Raw genomic sequence first — 19,388 nt, forward strand, 5'->3', positions numbered from 1 at the left:
CACGACGCTACCTCGACATGTCCCGACTCGGTGAGACCGTACCAGCAGCGAACTGATCATCGTCACAGGGACGGACGAAGACCAAAGTGCGCAAGATCTCGGGCACTACCGCTACCACGGCCTCGCTAATCGCCAAAATATCACGCAAAAGAAGTGTCTTGCGTGACATTGCTGCTATCGCCGCCACGATACCCGCCAAAACATCACGCAAACCGATGCGCAAGCGTGACATTGCGGCTATCACAACCCCATCAATCACTCAAACATCACGCAAACGGGCAGGCTGGCGTGATGTTTCTGCCACTATCGTCACCCAACTAGCCCGAACATCACGCGAACCGCGATCAACCCCGATATCACATCACTTGGCCGGAGCCTGATCGCCGGAGAACGTGACGATCACGGCGACGATCACCAACGCCACGCCGAGGCACTCCCACACGCTCGGAATCTCACCGAACGCAAGGCCGACGCCCACCGCGACGGCCGGGTTGATCGACTGCATCACCGAGAACGCGCCGGACGTGGTGCGCCGCATCACCACCTGGTCGACCATGTACGGAATGAACGACGCAAGCATCGAAATCAGGAACAGCAACCCGAGCAGCTTCCATGCACCGTCGGAAGCCGCCGCCCACGTGGCGCTCGCCTTCGGCCGGATCACATGTTCGACCGCGCCCGGTCCGAGCACGAGCGACTGCAGCACCCAGCCGATCGCGATGCTCACGCACAGATTGTCGAGCGAGTTGCCGCGCGAGGCGACCTTGCGGCCGAGCACGATGTACACGCCCCACATCGATCCGCCGACGAGGATCGCGATCAGGCCGATCAGGAAGTGGCTGCTCGACGCACCGGCCAGCGACACGCCGGCGAGCAGCACCACGCCGCACGCGGCGATGCAGATACCGAGCCGTTCGCGCCAGCTGCGACCGGTGATCACGGCCACCGACAGCGGACCCATGAATTCGATCGCGACCGCGATGCCCATATCCATGTTGCTGATGGCGACGTAGAACATCGTGTTCATGAGCACGACCGCGATGCCGCAGCCGACGACGATCGCCCAACCGGGCAGGTCGTGCGGCAGGTGACGGCGTTTCGCGGCACGCCACGGACGACGCCATGCCAGCAGCATCACGGCCATGAAACCGACGCGATACCACACGGCGTACAACGGGTCGAGCTGCGTGAACGCGACCTTCGCGATGGCCGTGGCGAGGTAGATGACCACGGCCTCCCCCATCACGACGAGGAACACCGGCACGCGGTTCAGGATGTCAAGTACTGCTCTCTTCATGATTGCTCAGCCTACTCGCGGATTGTGGCGCAACGTAATGGTTCGGCGGTTTTGCCGGGTTTTGCATTGCACGTTCATCACGGATTGCGTGGAGACGGCGCCAGGCCGTTCGCGAGCGCGCCGCACGCCGCCACGCGATCGAGAATGGCTTGATTCCATGCAACACACAACAGTCGAACATTTGTTCTAGCCTTGCGCTATGCTGTCGTCATGAGCACTGCACCGAGGCTGGCCGCCGCCAAGCGAGATTGGGGGCACGACGAGACCGGATGCACGGTGCTGCACATCGACATGGATGCGTTCTACGCATCGTTGGAAGTGGCACGGCATCCCGAGCTCAAGGGCAGGCCCGTGATTATCGGGACCGGCCCTCGCTCGGTGGTGTCCGCCGCGAGCTATGAGGCGCGGCGGTACGGCATCAATTCGGCGATGCCGTCGGCCCGGGCGCGCCAGTTATGCCCGGACGGCGTGTTCTTGCCGGTGGACATGAAGTACTACCGGATGATGTCGCACCGCATCTTTTCGGAGGTGTTCTCGCAGATCACCGACCGCATCGAACAGGTGTCGGTGGACGAGTGCTACATGGACGTGTCCGGCGCGCTGCTGCGCTGGGAACGGCCGAGCGTGATCGGCGCGTGGATACGGCGTGAGGTGGCCGCGCGATACCACGTGACATGCTCGGTGGGCATTGCATCGAACAAATTGGTGGCGAAGATGGCGTCGACCAATGCGAAACCGGACGGCATGCTGCTGATTCCGCTGGCCAGGCACGCTGAATTCGTGCAGATGATGCCGTTGCGTGGCATTCCGGGAATCGGTCCGGCACTGGAGAAACGGCTGACGACGTGGGGCGTGAACACGGTGGTCGATCTGGCGGCCACGGACGAGGCCATGCTGGTTAGGGCATGCGGATCGGAAACGTTGGCGCGCGGGCTGATCGCGGCTTCGCATGGCGTGGACGGACGGGTGGTGACGCCGTACACGCAGGAGAAGTCGATCGGGGCGGAGCGTACGTTCGAGCAGGACACGCGGGACGCGCGGCAGGTGTGCGGACTGTTGCGACGATGCTGCGACGAAGTGGCGAGTTCGTTGCGGCGACGAGGACTGTCGGCTCGGACGGTGACGGTGAAGCTGCGGTTCGCGGACCTGAGCTATATGACGAAGTCCCATACGATGGACAGGGCGGTCGATACCGCGAGCGCCCTGTACCCGCAGACCGTACGACTGCTGCGCGCGATGCTCGGTATGCCGGAGCGGAGCGGCGATGACGCACCGTTGCCGCGCGAGATACGACTGGCGGGCATGAGCGCGAGTGGATTGGCCGAATCGGCCGGATTGGAGGTGCAGCCGACACTGGACGACCTGTTGGAGGAGCAGACCATTGCGGACGCGAAAGGAGGTGATGGGCTGGGCGGGACTCATGCCGAGCGCTTGCGTGGAGCGGAACAAGCGCTTGATGCGGTGAGGCGCAAGTACGGGAGCAAGGCGGCCAGCTTGGGGTTGTAGAGCCGGGACTGAGAGCTTGCGGAGCGGGCATTCGTGGGAAGTGCGCTAGCAGACGCGGCACGGATTCGATAGGAGCATGCAGACTCACGGCATTGAGGAGGCTTCGATCAGCCGATCGCCGGCCGTATCTCCCGCATGCGAGAAGGATGAGTAGGCACGCAAGCCTTGCTCGGCATGCGAAAAGCGTGTCTCCGCACGAACGAAGGACAAGTCACACGCCCCGTTAGGTCATGCACCGGCCTTATCCCTCCCGTATGAGGAAGGGATAAGGCTAGCGGTCAGGTCGACAGGCGAGACGCCACCAAGTTGGCGGGCGCACGGAACCGTCGGCCCGAGATGCGGTGAGCCTAACGGGCGAGACGCTCGGCGGCGTCGGCGATGGCTTCGTCGGTGGCGGTGGCGGAGAATCGCAGATACTGCGGCGCTCCGTAGAACTCGCCCGGGCTGGCGATGATGCCGATTTCGGCGAGCGCGGCCATGTCCTTCCAGCAGTCTCCGGACTTGGCTTTGACCCAGACGTACAGCGCACCGTCAGGCATGTTGGTGGCGTATCCGTAGGCGCGCAATGCACTGACCAGAATGCCGAGACGATTGCGGTACCGGTCATGCTGACGGCGGACCGACTCGTGGTCGCGCAGTCCGGCAGCCATCGCGGCCTGCACCGGGCCGGGGATGATCTGGCCGATCTGCTTGCGATAGGCGGTCATCGGCGTGACGAGTTCGGGGTCGCCGGCGATGAACGCGGTACGGTAGCCGGCCATATTGGACTGCTTGCTCAGTGAATACAGCACGAGCACGCCCTGTGCGGAGCCGCCGCATACTTCGGCGTTCAACGCGCACGGCGCGGCTGGCAGGCCGAGCGAAGACGGCTCATGGCGAGAAGTCGTCGCAGACACCGGCGTGGGCATGGACGCGGGTACGGCGGACGAAGGCATAGCGGCGGACGCGACAGCTGAGGGAACGGCAGCAAACGCAGTCTCGCCGGCCGCACGATTGGAGTCCTGACCCCAAGTCATCAACGCATAACATTCGTCGGAGAGCACTACGGCGCCGATCTCGCGTGCCGCGGTCACGATGCCGGCCATCTGCGCGGCGGACAGCATCTTGCCGGTCGGGTTGCACGGCGAGTTAACCCATACCGCACGCACGCCTGGCACGTGCCGCCACGAGTCCACGTCGGCCACGTCGTCGACCTTGAGCACGGTCGCGCCGGCCAGTTGCGTGCCGATCTCGTACGTTGGGTAGGATACGGCCGGCTGCACGACCACGTCGCCTTCGCCCAAGTGCAGCAGCGACGCCATCAGGGCCACGGCCTCCTTGGAACCAACCGTGGGCACCACAGAGGCGTTGACGGCAGCGAGGTCGACGCCGCGGCAGTCGCGGAACCATTCGGCGATCGCGGCCTGCAGGTCGGGCGTGCCAACGGTGGCCGGGTATCCGTAGGCGTTCGGATCGTCGGCGGCGACGGCCAGCGCCTTGCGCACCGGGTCAGGCACCGGATCGACAGGAGAGCCGACCGACAGGTCGATCATGCCGCCGAACGCGGCCTTCGCGGTGCGCTTGTAGGCGGCGATGCGCGACCAGTCATACGGCGAGGCGAATTCGTGGAAACCCATGTGATGCTCCTTTGATAGGCAGACGGATGAGGATGACGACTGGCACCCCTAGCCTAGTCGGCCGTGCTGGCGATTCCTCCTCCAAGAGGGAACGGATGACCATGTCCGATATTCCCGGCACGCCCACAGACAACCCCCCCCCGGAAGACAAAGTCAAGGTATGTGCATACAAAAATGGCCGGCGCACGAGGCGACGGCCATCATACGAGAATCGGTTCGGCTGCTATCTCACTGGTTCTGCGGAGGCAACGCGGCGACCTGCTCGGGGTCCTTGCCGATCGGGCCGTGCGCGGAGGCACCGCCGAAATCGCCGACCTCGGCGAAGAAGTTCACCGCGGCGTCCTTGTACCATGCCCACTCCTCCGGCAGATCATCCTCGTAGAAGATCGCCTCGGTCGGGCAGACCGGCTCGCACGCGCCGCAGTCGACGCACTCGTTCGGGTTGATGTACAGCGAACGGGAACCCTCGTAAATGCAATCGACCGGGCACTCGTCCACGCAGGCCTTGTCCTTGACGTCCACGCAAGGCTGAGCGACAACGTATGGCATGGTTTCTCCTTCGTTTTTATCGCATACCACGATAGTCCTGCGGCGGGACGCGTACGGCGTCGGCCGTCGGCCCGCGCCGGCCCGCGATGCCGCCCACAAAAAGCCTCAAGATACCCAAAGACGGCATCTCGCGCATCTGTCAGGCGTTGCAAAAACCGGCAATCCGCGCCGCACTGCGAGCCTTCGACCATATGATGGCCGCGGAAACAACGCCTAATCGGCACACCATCGCGAAAGGATCATCATGAGTCACGAAGCCTGTTCATACTGCGACGAAGGACCGCTGCTCGACGAGTTCGGCATCAAGATCGCCGAACTGCCGGCCAGCAAGGTCGTGCTGTTCAAGGAGCAGAGCCATCGTGGCCGCGTGATCGTCGCGTCGAAGCATCACGTCAGCGAGATCGTGGAACTGAGCGACGAGGAACGCAACGCGTTCTTCGCGGACGTGAGCCATGTGGCGAAGGCGCTGCACGAGGCTTTCCACCCGGACAAGATCAACTACGGCGCATACGGCGACACCGGTCACCATCTGCACTTCCACCTCGTGCCGAAGTACCGCGACGACGACTTCGAATGGGGTAGCACGTTCGCGATGAATCCGAAGCGCGTCACGCTGGGCGAGTCGGAGTACACGCAGCTCGCGCAGCAGATCATCGCGCAACTGTGAGTGGTAGTAACTGACAGGACAATCAGGTAGGAACGCGCACGACGCAGATGCAAACGCTCACACACTCCCCATCAGTGTTGTAGATCATCCCAAGAAGTGGCCAAAGCCGCCCCACGAGTCACCTCGCCGACCGCTTCTTGCGAACGGTATCAGAACATAACCAGCGGTCAGATACACTGATGGCTCCCCTCAGCGGGGAGCCATCAGCAGGTTAATGCATAAACCGAGATATGGTCAGGCCGCAGCCGTCTCGAGATCCAGTTCGCCGGTGCCAAGGCGCGCGTGACGGTAGCTGTAACCGAAGTACACGCAGAAGCCGACGAGCAGCCATACCACGAACCGCACCCATGTGAGCACGCTCAGGTTCAGCATCAGCCACAGGTTCGCGAGCGCGATGAGAATCGGCACCCACGGGTTGCCCGGCATCTTGAACGCGCGCGGCAGCTCCGGACGCTTCATGCGCATGATCGGGATGGAGATCGCGACCAACGTGAACGCGGACAACGTGCCGATGTTCACCATGTCGCTCAGCACGCCGATGTCGAAGAACGCGGCGACCAGCGCGACTACGACGCCCACGCAGATCTGCAGCGCGGCCGGCGTGCCATGCTTGCCGGTCTTCGAGAGCCCTCGCGGCAGCAGACCGTCGCGGCTCATCGCAAACACGACGCGCGTCAGTCCGAGCAGCAGCACCATCACCACGGTCGCGAGACCCAGCACGATACCGAAGCTGATGATCTTCGCGGCCCAGTTCGCGCCCACCAGCTCGAACGCGGTGGCCAGCGACGGGCTGTCCTGCGCGGCGAGATCCTTGTACGAGACCATGCCGGTGGTCACGATCGCGACGAGCATGTACATGATGATGATCAGCGCCATGCCCACGCCGATGCCGAGCGGCACGTTCTTCTTCGGGTTGATGGTCTCCTCGGACGCGGTGGCGACCACGTCGAAGCCGATGAACGCGAAGAACACGAGCGCCGCGCCCGACAGAATGCCCGGCACGCCGTACACGCTCGGGGTCATGCCGGTGAGGAACTGCCACAGCGGCTGGGTCATCTCGCCGGTGACCATCGAGCCGGACACGGCGGACGCGGGTTCGGCCGGCGGGATGAACGGCGTGAAGTTCGACGCCTTGACGTAGAAGAAGCCGACGATGACGACGAAGAAGACGATGGCGATCTTGAGCACGGTCATCGCGCCGTCGACGCGGGCGCCGATCTTCGTGCCGAACACGAGCAGCGTGGTGAAGAACGCGACGATGATGATCGGCGCGATGTCGATGTGGAACGAGCCGAACGTGAGGTTCGTGTTCGCGTTCCAGCCCATGAGCCGCATGAAGTCGTTGAGGTACACGCCCCAGTATTTGCTGATGACCGAGCCGGCCATGAGCATTTCGAGGATGAGGTCCCAGCCGATCACCCATGCCATGATCTCGCCGACCGTGGTGTAGGTGAACGTGTAGGCGGAGCCGGCGACCGGGATCATGGACGCGAATTCCGCATAGCACATGACGGCCGCGCCGCACACGACGCCGGCGATGAGGAAGCTGATGATGACGGCCGGGCCGGCGTGGAACGCGGCGGCCTGAGCGCCGACCGAGAAGATGCCCGCGCCGACCGCGACGGCCACGCCCATGATGGACAGATCCCACCATGTGAGATTGCGTTTGAGCGAGCGGCCTTCCTCGCCGGTTTCGGCAATGGTCTGCTCGACCGATTTCGTGCGGAATATATGCATGGTCATGCGCTTCGCCTCTTCTCTGTCGGCGTCGTTGCGACCGGTGGCCGCCTGATTATCAACACTCGAGCATAAGCGAAACGTGTTACATCGCGCAAGAGTGGGTCTCGCGGCAGTCACCAGCGCGAAACGAGACCGAGACGACGATAAAGGCTCGGAGGCGACAGCCAGTTGCACGATCGAGAGGCTGATTTCCGTTGCTGCCGAGGTCGGTTTGACGATCGAGAGGCTCTGTGCAAGCGTCCATGGCCCGCCAGAGCACATTATTCCAGCGGATTCAGTCGATTATGCTCCTTGAGCAGCCTCTCGATCGTCAAACCGACCTCGGCAAAGTCCAGAATCCGCCTCTCGATCATCAAACCACGTCCCGGCGCACCGGGTTATGCCATGAAAGAGGGCATTACCGCAGGTCGATGCCGATGACGACCGGTTCGGGAACAAGCCGAACTCCGAACGCCGCTTCGACGCCATCCTGAACGGTGCGCGCAAGGGCGGCGATGTCGGAGGCGGCCGCTCCCCCACGATTGGTCAAGGCAAGCGTGTGCAAGGTGGACAGGCCGACGGGCGAATCCGCGGACACCTTGAACCCCTTATGGAAGCCGGCATGGTCGATGAGCCACGCGGCCGAGGTCTTGACGCCCGGCGCGCCGTCAGGCAAGGTCGCATCGAAACGCGGCGCGTCTTCGGGAAGAGCAGCCGCCGCGTCAACGCTCAGAATCGGGTTCATGAAGAAGCTGCCGCAGCTATGACGGTTGTAGTCAGGCACGAGCCGAGTCGATTCGGCATCCGTATGGTCACTGGATGTGGAAGATCCAGTTGCCGCGGTCGCCTGCGCGTGCTGCGCGATCGCGATCTGGTCGGCACGCTTGGTGCCCGCCATCGCCGGATTCCCGTATCGGCCCGCATCCTCGAGCATGCCCTTGGCCGCGCGGACCTTGAGCACCGCGTTACGGATCGTCTTCGTCTCCAACCGGTCTCCCACCTCGACGCCCAGCGCCTTCGCCAACTGGCCGTAGCCGACCGTGCCCATCGCGCTGTGACGCAGCGCGAACGTGACCGACAGCACAACATACCGAGGCGTCGGGAAGAACTCGCCGGCCGGCGTGGCCGGAGCCGCATACATGCTCGCCTTGAGTTTGCTCATGCGATAGCCGAATCCCATGCCGGTAGCCGGGATGTCCAACGTCTTCTTGTCGCGACGATCCCAGACCTCCACGGATTCGACCGTGGACGCGACCTCCTGGCCGTATGCGCCGATGTTTTGCACGACCGACGCGCCGACCGTGCCGGGAATACCCGACAGGCCCTCGACGCCTTCCAGACCAAGTTCGACGGTGAACGCGACGAAATCATCCCAGTTGCAGCCGGCTTCGGCGTTGACATGCACGATGCGCTCGCCGTTCTCGACCGGTGCGGCCTCGTCGGGCACGGTGATGCGCCGGCGCGCGTCGCGTACGACCACGCCGTTGAACGGCGCGTCGGCAACCAGCATGTTGGAGCCGCCGCCGATCACGCACAGCGGCAGACCCTTGGAATCCGCGTCCTCGACGGCTTCGATGACGCCGACACGCGACGTGGGTTCTACGAAACGGGCGATGTGGCCGCCCACACCGATAGTGGTGATATCCGCAAAAGAAGTCATGCGATCTATGGTACTGCCCCTTTGACGTGGTGCGGATGGGTATATGTATCGTGACACGCTCCGGGCCGCTCGGCCGAGTCTTACGGTCACGATACATATACCCATCCGCACCACTCACGTAACGCATATCGTTCGCATGACTTCTTTTGGAAGCGGAACGGAGCGGAGGGGGAGCGGAAAAACAAAAAACCCGACCGGGGAGGTCGGGTTTGGAAAGATTGGTGCGAAACGGCTCAGCGGGTCTCGCGGTGCACGGTCTGCTTGCCGCAGCGCGGGCAGAACTTCTTCAGCTCAAGACGATCCGGCGTGTTACGACGGTTCTTGGTCGTGATGTAGTTACGCTCCTTGCACTCGGTGCATGCCAGCGTGATGCCCGGACGGATCTCGGCGCTCTTGCTTGCCATTTGGTTCACCTCTTGTGTTCGTTGTCCATCGGCCGTTCTGCCGATATTTGTAGCGAGAAAGAGACTCGAACTCTTGACCTTACGATTATGAGTCGTACGCTCTAGCCAGCTGAGCTATCCCGCCAGAGAGCCCCGAGTGAGAATTGGACTCACGACCTCTTCCTTACCAAGGAAGTGCTCTACCACTGAGCTATCGGGGCGTGGCGGATAGTGGATTCGAACCACTGAAGCCGAAGCGACTGATTTACAGTCAGTTCCCTTTGACCGCTTGGGAAATCCGCCATGTTGTCTCAAGCGACCGGGGCCGCAATCGGCAACTCGAATAATATGCCATGGCTCGGCGCCGAATGCAAGTCGAGCGCAATTACGGCGTGTCGCAAGTAATTTCAACGGTTTTGTCGATGGAATAGCGATGGCGGCAGTAGAAGAAACTTCGCTCGAATGTGGATCGGAAGACGTTTTCGGGCCGTCTTCAGACCGTTCAGCACAGCGGCGACGGACTCACGCAGACCGGATGCCGACGCGATCGGCTGCGGCGACACGCCGAATGCGATGGCGGTCACCTGATCGGCGATGTCGGTGAGCGAGTGGGCAAGGGAGGGATTTCTCGACTCGCTTCGCTCGCTCGAAATGACATGGGAACTTCGCTCACTCGAAATGACGAAGGGATCTTGTTCGCTCGCAATGACAGGAGAGACGGAATCGTTCTGTTTGATAGGCACGGATGATTCGGCGGCATCGATCGCGTCGGCGATCCGCGCGGCGATCGCGCGCTCGGTGTCGGACGGACGCCAGCGCACGCCGGCATCCCATGCCGTATCGCAGATCTCCGACCAAGCGGCCAGCCACGCGCGGGAATCAGCCCTGCCAGCAGCACCGTCAGAGCCACCGCCCGAACCGTCACCAGAGCCGCCACCCGAACCAGCGCCACCGATCAGCCGCAGTCTCCTGCGCCGCCGCAACGCCCGCGCAACCGCCGGAATCGCAGCCAGCCCAACCAGCAGCAGCACGCCGCCCAGCACCCACAGCGTGATCGCCAGCCACTTGGGCAATTCCAGTCGGTTCCACCACGGTCCCGTCTGCCGCGCATCGGCCGACGCGGAACCGGACTGCGATGCGCCGTCGGACTGCGAACCATCCGAGTTCGCCTCATCCTGCGTATCGGACGAGTTCGTATCCGAAGAATCCGACCCGCTGCCGTTCGCATCCGTACCGGTCGAGTCCGGTGTGATCGTCGTCGTAACCGAATCGCCGGTTCCATCCGCGGTACCGGCCGTTGTCGTGCTGCCTTCCGCCGCACTGCCGTTCTCGGTCGTCGCGGGCGTCACGTCGAACGGCACCCAGCCGACCCCGTCGATGTACGCGTCGACCCACGCATGTAGCTGCTTGGCCGCAACCTCGAACCGACCATCCGAATTCGCCTTCCCGACGCCCGCGTTGTAGCCCATCACCATGCGTGTCGGCACGCCCATCGCGCGCCCCAGCACGGCGAGCGCCGACGCGTAATGCGTGCAGTAGCCGGAACGCGAGTCGAGGAAATCGTTGATCACGGCGAGGTTCGAGCGGCCGTTGCCGTCGGGCGCGTTGAGCGAGTACACGAAATCGTTGGCGGGGTTCGTGAAGTAGTCGACCAGCCAGCGCATCGCGGCGACCTGATGGTCGTAGCCGTCGCCGTCGGTCGCGACGCCGTCGGCCTTGGCCTGCCGAACGAGCGCGGTCACGTTCGCGGGCAGGTCGTCAGGAAACGTGCGGTACTTCGACGCGACATCCCGGTCCATCTCCTGCACTGCTCTCAGCGCCATGCGAGCGTACTCGGCCTGCCGCTGCACGTTGCTGCTGATGGACAGCATGTTGTACCCGAGATCCTCGTACAGCTGGGTGAGTCCCTTCGTGTACCAGTTCATCGTGGATCGATCCGTGGTGCCGCCCAGTTCGTTCGTATCACTGTTCAGATTGTCCACCGTATCTTGAGACGAGTCGGTGCCACTCATATCGTCGGCCTGCGTACCGTCGCCCGCGGAATCGGAACCATCCGAAGAGCCATCCGCGGCACTGTCCGCCGTGATATCCGGCTCGTCGATCACCATCGCCACCGCGATGCCACCGCCCTCGCCGTACATGACGCTGATCGCCTCGTCCGATCCGATGCCGTATTTCGTAAGGAACGAATCGCTGAATTCCAGCGAATATGTGGGCGTCGGGACCGCGTCGCCGTGGCCGATATAGCCGGAGATCCCCGACACATCGCCGACGACGGTTCCCTGACTGTCGACCACATCGTCGCCGACTTCCGCAACGTTGGAGGAGGTGCCGGAGGAGTGGATCTCGAGCGGCATGACGAGCCACTGGCCGTGCCGCTCGGCCACGCCGCTTGCAATGGCCTGTTCGCGCGCGGCGGTGCGCTGCGACCACGGAACCGTGTTGTCCTTCGCCGCTTCCGTGAGCTTCTGCTGGATGTCGTGGACGTCGCCGATTTGGGAGAAGCCGCCGGTCGACGTGATCGGCTGCAGACCGATGCCGAGCGCACGGTAGTTCATGTTCTGCGTGGTGGTGGCTTTGCGGCTGTAGATCGTGGAGCCGGCCTGATACCAGTCGGCGCCGAGTCCGCCGACACCGTTCATCAGCGAGTTGGTGACGCCGGGCACAGGCAGGAAGCGCGAGCTGAGCGTTTCGATGGTGATGCTGGTCATGTCGGCGTATCCCGAGGAACCGAAGTACATGGCCGCGCCCCCGCTGCCCGAGATGCCGGTTCCGGCACCCGTACCGGAACCGTTGCGATATCCGGGGCCGGTGGGGTCGTATTCGTAGGAGTTGCCTGTGCCCGTACTGTCCGCCGCGGTCTCGTACATGCCCAGATACCCCATGTACAGGTAGTACGACAGCGGGTCGTCGGCGTTGCGGTACCGGTCGTCGTCCGACATGATGTTGCTCGAGTCGAGGCCGAGCTGGATGCCGGAGCCGTACAGGTTCGCGTCTTTGGCGAGCGCCTCGTCGAAGCTCCATGTGTCGCCGTTGAAGTCGTCGAGCGTGGTCATGCGCAGGTAGGTGCGTTTCGCCGCGCGGTAGGTGAGCACGGTGGAGTCGGAGCCGGCTTGCAGCGAACGTTTGAGGTCGATCATCGGGTTGATCGTGTTGGCTGAGAGCAGTCCCGTGGAGTCGCCGAACGACATGGGCACGGCTTCGGCCAGTCCGACGGCCGGCGTGGTCAGGGCGAGCGTGACCGCGGTGATAACGGCGGTGACGGCGGCCGGCGTGGGTGCGAACGTTCGCTCGGGGCGGGTTTGCCAGAGCGCGATCAGGAACATGACCGTGACCAGCGCGATCTGCCACCAGTCGGTCTGGCGGCCGATCAGCGCGTAGTTCGACGCGAACGTGATGACCGGCAGGGCCGCGAATGCCGGCGCCGTGCGACGGGCGATCAGGATGAGCCGGACGGCGATGACGACGATCGCGACCGCGAGGATCAGGATGATGTCGCCGGATTCGTCGACGGTGATCGGCGGCAGCTGCGAGTCGATCGAGCTGAATCCGCGGTCGAGGATGCCCTGGACGATGCCGAGCGGCGTGACCTGCGCGACGTTGGTGACCGGTCCTGTGGCGTTGCGTGCCGCATTGGCGGCGGCTTCGGCGTTGACGCGGCGGAATGCGGCGGAGTCGAACAGCCACAGTTGCGATATGTCCCGGATGCGGACGACGGCGAGGACCGCGGCTGCGATGAGGGTCGCGATGACGACGGATGCGGTGCGGATGGCGTAGCGCAGTCGGGATCGGGAGGGGATGTTCGATTCGACGGCGACGACGGCGAGCGCGGCGAAGGCGAACCACGGCCAGTATCCGGTGGAGGCGATCAGTCCGGTGAGCGAGGTGATCGACAGTTCGAAGAAGACGAGCAGCGCTGCCGCGGTAAGGGCGCGGGAGATGGGGGCGATGAAAGATTTCTCGACTCCGGCTTCGCTCGAAATGACAGTCTCGTTCCTTTCGCCATTGCGAACGAATGCAATCCCGTTGTCATTTCGAGCGAGCGAACTCCTTTCTCTCCTGTCATTTCGAGCGAGCGAAGCGAGTCGAGAAATCTTCCGTTCCGCGGCACGCTGCTTGGTTTGCGAAGATTGCTCGGCTCCGGCTGCGACCCCGTTCGACATGACAGAGGACGATGCGGCTGTTTGGACGACACGCAGACGGTCGGAACCGATGGATTGGCGCAGGGCGGCGGCCAGCTCGCCTTGCGGATTCGGCGTAAGCAGCCGCACGCCGACCACGCCGGTTTGCCGCACGACGATCTCGGCCACGTGGGCGGCAAGCCGGTCGGGCGCGCTACTCGTATCCGGCGCGTCCGTCACCGCGCCGTCAGACGTACTGTCATGCTCCGCACCGGGACCCAACGTGTTACCGGCTCGCGTCTGTTCAACCGCGCCATCGCCCGTCGCAATAGGCGACATGGCGGCCAGCAACCGCGCGCAATCCTCGGCATCGTCCGCGAACCGCACGCCGTCCGTCACGATCAGCCGGTAATCCATCGACGTCGACTCCAGCAGCGGCAGCACCTGTTCGACCTGCGCGTCGACCTGCGCGTCCGTGATTCCGGCCGATCGCGTATCAAGCATGACGATCGTGGAGACGCGTATGTCACGGCCGGTTTCGCGGGTCATGAGCTCGCCGCGATGCGCGGTGGCCTTCCATGAGATGAGTTTCGGCGGGTCGCCGGGTGTGTACGTGCGCACGCCGCCCGTGTTTTCGGACTGTGTCAGTCCCTGCAGCCGATGGTCGGCCATACGTTGACCGGCGGCCGGCTGTTCGGGCGTGTCGGGCAGGATGACCTGTTCGTCGCCGGCCGGCAGCACGCGCGACGCCGACCACAGGCCGAATGGGTCATGCCAGCGCACGAACACGGACGCGTGCCGGTACAGGCCGCGCGATGCGTCGACACGGCCGACGATGCGGGAGACGACCCGACCGTCCTGATCGATCCGCTCGTACTGGCTGCGGACGCGCATCGTGCGCGGCAACAACAGTTTGGTGACCGGCGCAGCCGATCGCGGCACATCAACGCGACCACGGCGCTCGTCGATCAGCGCAACGCCGTACCGCTTCACAAGTCGCCATTGCACGACGGCGAGCAGCAGCGAACAGCAGAATGCCAACGTTACCGCGACTGCGGCGGCCATAAGCGCGCGGTCGTCCAGCAGCAGGCCCATGAACCAGAATCCGGCGGCGAATACGATTGCGGCGATGCCGGCCGCACCGGGCCGTATCGCGCCGCGCGTACGCCAATGACGGGGACGCTGGGAACGCGAACGGTCGCGCTGACGGGTCTGGCGAGGCTGTCTGGACTGGCGAGGCATGGTTACCCCCGTTCAGAGCCGGTCAGGGCGCGGTACGGCGACCGTGTCGACCAGATCGGCGACGAGCCGGCGCGCGCGATCCATCGAGGAGAATCCGTACCCGGCGTTGTCGAGCACCAGGCGATGCGCGAGCACCGGCACGGCGAGCGTTTGCACATCGTCGGGCGTGACGAACATGCGGCCGGCAGCGAGCGCGTGCGCCCGTGCCATCGCGGCCAGGTGGAGGCTGCCGCGCGGCGATGCGCCGTATTTGACGCCGCCCATCGTGCGCGTGGCCGCGACGAGCGCGACGATGTAGTCGGCCACGGCGGTACTGAGGCTCACCTGTTCGGCGGCGCGGCGGATCGCGAGCACGTCGTCGGTCGAGCAGACCTGTGCAAGCCCTTCCAGCGGGCGCAGCATGTGCGCGCCGGTGAGCATCGCGGATTCGGCGGCCGCGCTCGGATAGCCGAAGCTCGTACATGCCATGAAGCGGTCGAGCTGCGCTTCGGGCAGCGGATACGTGCCCTCGAGCTCGATCGGGTTCTGCGTGGCGACTACGAAATACGGGTCGGGCAGCGCGTGCGTGGACCCGTCGACGCTGATCTGGCGCTCCCCCATCGCTTCGAGCATCGCGGATTGGGCCTTCGGATTCGCGCGGTTCACCTCGTCGGCGATGACGATGTTCGCGAACAGCGGGCCGGGATGGAAGTCGAAACGGCCTGTGCCTTGCGAGTAGACGCTCACGCCGGTCAGATCGGACGGCAGCAGGTCCGGGGTGAACTGGATGCGCCGCGATTCGCCGCCGATCGCTATGCTCATCGCACGGGCGAGCGTGGTTTTGCCGACGCCGGGAACGTCCTCGAGCAGCAGGTGGCCGCCCGCGACGAACGTGGTGATGGCCAAGTCGATGACCTCGCGCGAGCACGAGAGCACGCCGGCCAGTGCATCGGCCAGCGAGGCAATCGTGGCCGACGGTGCCGTGCCGGGCGTCGACGCCGTTGCGCCGATGGCAGCGGGATTGTCAAAATCGTTCTGCCGATCAACCGCATCGGCCTGTGCGCCACCCTGCATGAGCCCCCCAATCAACATCGATTATCTGCTGTCCAGCATAACAGCGGAGATGCGGCGTTACGCTGCGGGCGGACCATACGCGACACAACCGCCACACATGGGAACATCGGGGGCGGCCGGATACGAAAAATCCCGCCCGGCGAGTGCCAGACGGGATCAGACGCGACAATGCGCTATGCGCGCGAATCTCAGCCGAGGATGGCGAGGATGTCGCGAGCGGAGACGATCAGGTAGTCCTCGCCCTCGTAGTGGACTTCGGTGCCGCCGTACTTGGAGTACAGCACCTTGTCGCCGACCTTGACGTCCATCGGGATGCGCTCGCCCTTGTCGTCACGGCGGCCCGGGCCGACGGCCAGGACTTCGCCCTGCTGCGGCTTCTCCTTGGCGTTGTCCGGGATGTACAGACCGGAAGCGGTCTTGGTCTCGGCCGCGGCCTGCTTGACGATGATCTTGTCTTCCAACGGTGTGAGCTTGATCGACACTGTAGGTCACCTCGTATATCTAGTAAAAACCAGTATGTCCGCGCCAGAGAACCGCTGGACGAGAGGCTGACGATCACTCGCCGCGCTTCTCCTTTGCGCTGGTACACATCGTAGCGCGGTTTTTAGCACTCTGCCAACTCGAGTGCTAACGCTGAGAGAGAAATGGCGGTTCGGGAACGAAAACGGCCCTCTTCGATATGGAAGAGAGCCGTGGAAAGACAGCGACTTGCTGATATTGGGGATGCCGCGCGGGTGGAGGTCAGGCCGAACGACGCGCGAGGATCGCCTCAAGTCCGTGTCCGAGCGAGTCGGAGGTGGCCTGCGGGGCATCGATGTCGCCGTGTTCCTCCGCATGGTGGAAGGCTTCGGCGTCCGCGACGGCATCGGACGCAGGTTCCGCGGCCGGCTCGACAGTCGGTTCCGCGGTTTGGACAGACGGTTCAGCAACAGTGTTTTTCGCCGCGGACTCGGTCTCGGTGACCGTTTCCGCAACCGGTTCGACCGGCATGGCCTTGGCGACCTGCTTGGTGGACTTGATTTCGCGGCTTTCGGGGGCCTCTGCCGGCGTATCGACGCCGTTGCGCGGCGAGCCAAGCGAGAAGGAGATGAGATCGGGCGAGGAGGACGCCATGTCGAAGGCGTCCAGCGCACGGCTCGGGTTGACGTGGGCCAGTTCGCTGGTCTCATCCGCTGGCTCCGACTGGTTCGTCATCTGATCAACGGCGGCCGGCTGCGCGGCATCCGTTGCGTCAGCGGTCGCATCGGCCGTCGTGACAACGGTTGCGTCCACAGTCGACTCGACCACGATGCCAGCGTTGTCATTGCGAACGTCATCATGCGCGGCATCATTCGGTACGCCGCGCACCGCCGCATCAACCGACGCATACTCGGCCTTGACCGCGTCACGCTGCGCGATCCTGCGCGCCTCGCGTTCCGCGAACGCACGTTCCTGCTCCTTGCGCGCCTGATCGAGCGCACGACGAATCTCACGCTGCTCCAGCACGTCGGTCACCGGCTCGTCGTGACGGTTCTGCGACACCTCATGCGCCGCCTGCTGCGCGGCGAGCTGTTCGAGACTTGCGGCGTCCACCACCACGTTGGCGGCCGCTTTCTTGGCCTTCTTCTTCGCGGCACGACGCGCCGCGGCGACCTTGCGCTCCCATTCACGCGCCTGGGCGGCCGCACGGGCGCCCAACGCAACCGTCACGGCAAGCAGCAGACCGGGGATCAGCGCGAACAACGGGCTGAACTTGAGCGGGAAGGACACGGCGAGCACCACCACGGTGGTGGCCAGCAACGACAGCACGAGAATGCGACGACGGCGAATCGCGGCACGACGCAGCCGCCGCACCTCGGCGACCCGCTCTGCCGTGTACTTCGGATCAGACTGCATAATAATCCCTTTCGCCTGCGGCGTATGCTCGTCCGAGAACCTCGTGCCGTCTTCCATGCCCACCAGGTGCAGGGAGGACGAGTACTTGTCCTGACGGTGCTCCGCCACTTTTCTCATGCCCTTTGCCGTCCGCGCAGGCAGCCAGCCGGCCATGACGATCACGACGATCACCAGCACGACCACCGCGCTCAGCGACTCGTAACCCATGCCCTTAAGAATAGGAGAGGCCGGGCACAAATCGAGAATTCCGCTCGGGCGTGTCGTGAACGTGTCGCGAACATGCCTCACGGAAGCGGTTCAGGCGCTCTGCCGGGCCGCCATCAGCCGGGCGGCGAAGCCCTCTCCCGCATCCTCCGCGAGCAGGCTGTACGTCTCGTGATCACGCCACTCGCCGTTGATGTACATGTACTTGAGGCGCACTCCCTCCGCGTGCGCATGCAGTTTCTCGACGACGCGGCGCGAGCGATGGTTTTCGGGCAGGATCGCGATCTCAAGCCGGTGCAGCCGCGGCCCGTCCGGGTCGGCGAGCGCCCAGTCGGCAAGCAGGGCGAGGGCGAGCGGCGCGAATCCGTGGCCGGCGACCCGCTGCGACACCCAGTACCCGACGACGCCGGTGCGCATCGAGCCGTAACTGACCGCGCCGAGCGAGATCTGGCCGACGATATGGCCGTTGTGGATGATGCCGAACAGTGCGCCGGTGCCCTGCTCCTCGCTACGACGCTGGCGTTGTATCCACGTGTTGAATGTGAGCGGCGTGCCGTGCGTCGGGTCGCCGGAGTCCCATGGCGCGAGCCAGTCGCGGTTGTCCCAGCGGACGGCGTTCCACTCGTCCTCGTCGTCGAGGGTCAGCGGACGCAGGTGGATCGGGGCGGCGATGCCGGCCGTCGCGGCGACTGCCGGTGACTGTTCGGGCAGTCGCGCGGGCATGCGGATCGCCGGCGCATCCGAGGGATGAAAGACCGCGCGCAACGATTGGAAAACTGACACGCCCCCTATTGTGCCACGATGACATCGTTGGCGATACGGGCGATGATGCAGTGTGATACAACGTGCGTATGCAGAATATGCGGATGCAGTCGGATGAGACGATGCGAGACGCGACCGGTATTGCCGAACGCAAGCGGGCGTTGCGCAAATCGGCGATCGCTCGGCGCAAGGCGGTGCCGGCCGAGGATCGCGCGCAGGCCGGAGAACGGCTGGCGGCGGCCGCTCAGTCGTTGATCGCACAGTATGGATCGGGCAGCACGGTGGCCGCGTATGTGTCGATGGGCAGCGAGATTCCGATGAATACGTTGCTGCAAGCGCTGCTGGAGCGCGGCGTGCGTCTGCTGGTGCCGATGCTGGGCAGCGGCATGGATGTGGGTTGGGGCGAGCTGACGTCGCTGGATGATCTGCGTGCGGTGAGCGATACCCATCGTCGGCCCGACGAACCGGTGCATACGCGCGTATTCAGCAAGGAGACATTGCGCGACGCCGATCTGGTCATCCTGCCCGCGCTGATGGTCGATCATGCCGGCACGCGGCTCGGTCGCGGCGGCGGCTGGTACGACCGCGCGCTCGAATGTCTCGCCCCGGACGCGCACACGGTCACGGTCTGCTGGCCGTGGGAGGTCGTGAACGGGCCGCTCCCCCGCGAATCGCATGACATTCCGGTCGAATCCGTGCTGACGCCGGACGGGTTGGTGCGGTTGCGCTGACCG

14 protein-coding genes and 3 tRNA genes are annotated in these 19,388 nt (G+C 64.3%); 3 read left to right on the forward strand and 14 right to left on the reverse strand.

Going from position 1 to position 19,388, the window contains the following annotated elements; translation table 11 throughout:
- Positions 1 to 361: 361 nt before the first annotated feature.
- Positions 362 to 1,297: an EamA family transporter gene (locus AC1A0G_RS11160; protein WP_476529764.1), complete on the reverse strand. Its 936-nt coding sequence runs from the start codon at positions 1,295 to 1,297 to the stop codon at positions 362 to 364.
- A 210-nt stretch (positions 1,298 to 1,507) separates the two neighbouring features.
- Here AC1A0G_RS11160 and dinB point away from each other — a divergent pair, with 210 nt between their 5' ends.
- Positions 1,508 to 2,803: a DNA polymerase IV gene (gene dinB, locus AC1A0G_RS11165; protein ID WP_476529766.1), complete on the forward strand. Its 1,296-nt coding sequence runs from the start codon at positions 1,508 to 1,510 to the stop codon at positions 2,801 to 2,803.
- A 347-nt stretch (positions 2,804 to 3,150) separates the two neighbouring features.
- Here dinB and AC1A0G_RS11170 read toward each other — a convergent pair whose 3' ends face one another.
- Complete coding sequence (locus AC1A0G_RS11170; protein ID WP_476529768.1) at positions 3,151 to 4,419, reverse strand: aminotransferase class I/II-fold pyridoxal phosphate-dependent enzyme; 1,269 nt, start codon at positions 4,417 to 4,419, stop codon at positions 3,151 to 3,153.
- Positions 4,420 to 4,647: 228 nt separating this feature from the next.
- Positions 4,648 to 4,968, reverse strand: a complete 321-nt coding sequence (gene fdxA / locus AC1A0G_RS11175) for a ferredoxin (protein WP_151916205.1) — start codon at positions 4,966 to 4,968, stop codon at positions 4,648 to 4,650.
- A gap of 244 nt (positions 4,969 to 5,212) precedes the next feature.
- Between fdxA and AC1A0G_RS11180 the strand changes: the two genes are divergently transcribed.
- Positions 5,213 to 5,635 (forward strand): HIT family protein, encoded by a 423-nt coding sequence (locus tag AC1A0G_RS11180; protein ID WP_476529770.1) that lies wholly within the window; start codon positions 5,213 to 5,215, stop codon positions 5,633 to 5,635.
- Between the two features lie 234 nt (positions 5,636 to 5,869).
- Here the strand turns inward: AC1A0G_RS11180 and AC1A0G_RS11185 are convergent, their stop codons facing one another.
- From AC1A0G_RS11185 to AC1A0G_RS11235, 11 genes are all read right to left on the reverse strand, one after another.
- The gene (locus AC1A0G_RS11185) at positions 5,870 to 7,372 is read right to left on the reverse strand and encodes an amino acid permease (RefSeq protein ID WP_476529795.1); all 1,503 of its coding nucleotides are present in this window, start codon (positions 7,370 to 7,372) and stop codon (positions 5,870 to 5,872) included.
- A 400-nt stretch (positions 7,373 to 7,772) separates the two neighbouring features.
- Positions 7,773 to 9,014: an FAD-binding protein gene (locus AC1A0G_RS11190; protein WP_476529771.1), complete on the reverse strand. Its 1,242-nt coding sequence runs from the start codon at positions 9,012 to 9,014 to the stop codon at positions 7,773 to 7,775.
- 233 nt (positions 9,015 to 9,247) lie between these two features.
- On the reverse strand, positions 9,248 to 9,418 hold the full coding sequence (rpmG, locus tag AC1A0G_RS11195) for a 50S ribosomal protein L33 (RefSeq protein WP_152359166.1): 171 nt from the start codon (positions 9,416 to 9,418) through the stop codon (positions 9,248 to 9,250).
- Positions 9,419 to 9,468: 50 nt separating this feature from the next.
- Positions 9,469 to 9,542 (reverse strand) — tRNA-Met (locus AC1A0G_RS11200).
- Positions 9,543 to 9,546: 4 nt separating this feature from the next.
- Positions 9,547 to 9,618 (reverse strand) — tRNA-Thr (locus AC1A0G_RS11205).
- A gap of 1 nt (position 9,619) precedes the next feature.
- Positions 9,620 to 9,700, reverse strand: a tRNA-Tyr gene (locus tag AC1A0G_RS11210).
- A 104-nt stretch (positions 9,701 to 9,804) separates the two neighbouring features.
- Positions 9,805 to 14,760 (reverse strand): transglutaminaseTgpA domain-containing protein, encoded by a 4,956-nt coding sequence (locus tag AC1A0G_RS11215; RefSeq protein ID WP_476529773.1) that lies wholly within the window; start codon positions 14,758 to 14,760, stop codon positions 9,805 to 9,807.
- 12 nt (positions 14,761 to 14,772) lie between these two features.
- Positions 14,773 to 15,813: an AAA family ATPase gene (locus AC1A0G_RS11220; protein WP_476529775.1), complete on the reverse strand. Its 1,041-nt coding sequence runs from the start codon at positions 15,811 to 15,813 to the stop codon at positions 14,773 to 14,775.
- Positions 15,814 to 16,001: 188 nt separating this feature from the next.
- Complete coding sequence (groES, locus tag AC1A0G_RS11225) at positions 16,002 to 16,295, reverse strand: co-chaperone GroES (RefSeq protein ID WP_163232868.1); 294 nt, start codon at positions 16,293 to 16,295, stop codon at positions 16,002 to 16,004.
- Positions 16,296 to 16,554: 259 nt separating this feature from the next.
- Positions 16,555 to 17,895: a hypothetical protein gene (locus AC1A0G_RS11230; RefSeq protein WP_476529777.1), complete on the reverse strand. Its 1,341-nt coding sequence runs from the start codon at positions 17,893 to 17,895 to the stop codon at positions 16,555 to 16,557.
- A 90-nt stretch (positions 17,896 to 17,985) separates the two neighbouring features.
- A complete protein-coding gene (locus AC1A0G_RS11235) occupies positions 17,986 to 18,615 on the reverse strand; it encodes a GNAT family N-acetyltransferase (RefSeq protein WP_476529796.1) in 630 nt (209 codons plus the stop codon).
- A 128-nt stretch (positions 18,616 to 18,743) separates the two neighbouring features.
- On the opposite strand from AC1A0G_RS11235, the gene AC1A0G_RS11240 reads away from it, so the two are divergent.
- Positions 18,744 to 19,385, forward strand: coding sequence for a 5-formyltetrahydrofolate cyclo-ligase (locus AC1A0G_RS11240; RefSeq protein ID WP_476529779.1), 642 nt, complete (start codon positions 18,744 to 18,746; stop codon positions 19,383 to 19,385).
- Positions 19,386 to 19,388 lie beyond the last annotated feature (3 nt).

The sequence above is a fragment of the Bifidobacterium sp. LH_230 genome, from assembly GCF_056357555.1.

Excerpts from the sequence above, each read along its gene's own strand:
- AC1A0G_RS11160 (WP_476529764.1), bottom strand. The coding sequence starts at position 1,297 with ATGAAGAGAGCAGTACTTGACATCCTGAACCGCGTGCCGGTGTTCCTC.
- dinB (WP_476529766.1), top strand. The coding sequence starts at position 1,508 with ATGAGCACTGCACCGAGGCTGGCCGCCGCCAAGCGAGATTGGGGGCAC.
- AC1A0G_RS11170 (WP_476529768.1), bottom strand. The coding sequence starts at position 4,419 with ATGGGTTTCCACGAATTCGCCTCGCCGTATGACTGGTCGCGCATCGCC.
- fdxA (WP_151916205.1), bottom strand. The coding sequence starts at position 4,968 with ATGCCATACGTTGTCGCTCAGCCTTGCGTGGACGTCAAGGACAAGGCC.
- AC1A0G_RS11180 (WP_476529770.1), top strand. The coding sequence starts at position 5,213 with ATGAGTCACGAAGCCTGTTCATACTGCGACGAAGGACCGCTGCTCGAC.
- AC1A0G_RS11185 (WP_476529795.1), bottom strand. The coding sequence starts at position 7,372 with ATGCATATATTCCGCACGAAATCGGTCGAGCAGACCATTGCCGAAACC.
- AC1A0G_RS11190 (WP_476529771.1), bottom strand. The coding sequence starts at position 9,014 with ATGACTTCTTTTGCGGATATCACCACTATCGGTGTGGGCGGCCACATC.
- rpmG (WP_152359166.1), bottom strand. The coding sequence starts at position 9,418 with ATGGCAAGCAAGAGCGCCGAGATCCGTCCGGGCATCACGCTGGCATGC.
- AC1A0G_RS11215 (WP_476529773.1), bottom strand. The coding sequence starts at position 14,760 with ATGCCTCGCCAGTCCAGACAGCCTCGCCAGACCCGTCAGCGCGACCGT.
- AC1A0G_RS11220 (WP_476529775.1), bottom strand. The coding sequence starts at position 15,813 with ATGCAGGGTGGCGCACAGGCCGATGCGGTTGATCGGCAGAACGATTTT.
- AC1A0G_RS11230 (WP_476529777.1), bottom strand. The coding sequence starts at position 17,895 with ATGGGTTACGAGTCGCTGAGCGCGGTGGTCGTGCTGGTGATCGTCGTG.
- AC1A0G_RS11235 (WP_476529796.1), bottom strand. The coding sequence starts at position 18,615 with ATGCCCGCGCGACTGCCCGAACAGTCACCGGCAGTCGCCGCGACGGCC.
- AC1A0G_RS11240 (WP_476529779.1), top strand. The coding sequence starts at position 18,744 with ATGCAGAATATGCGGATGCAGTCGGATGAGACGATGCGAGACGCGACC.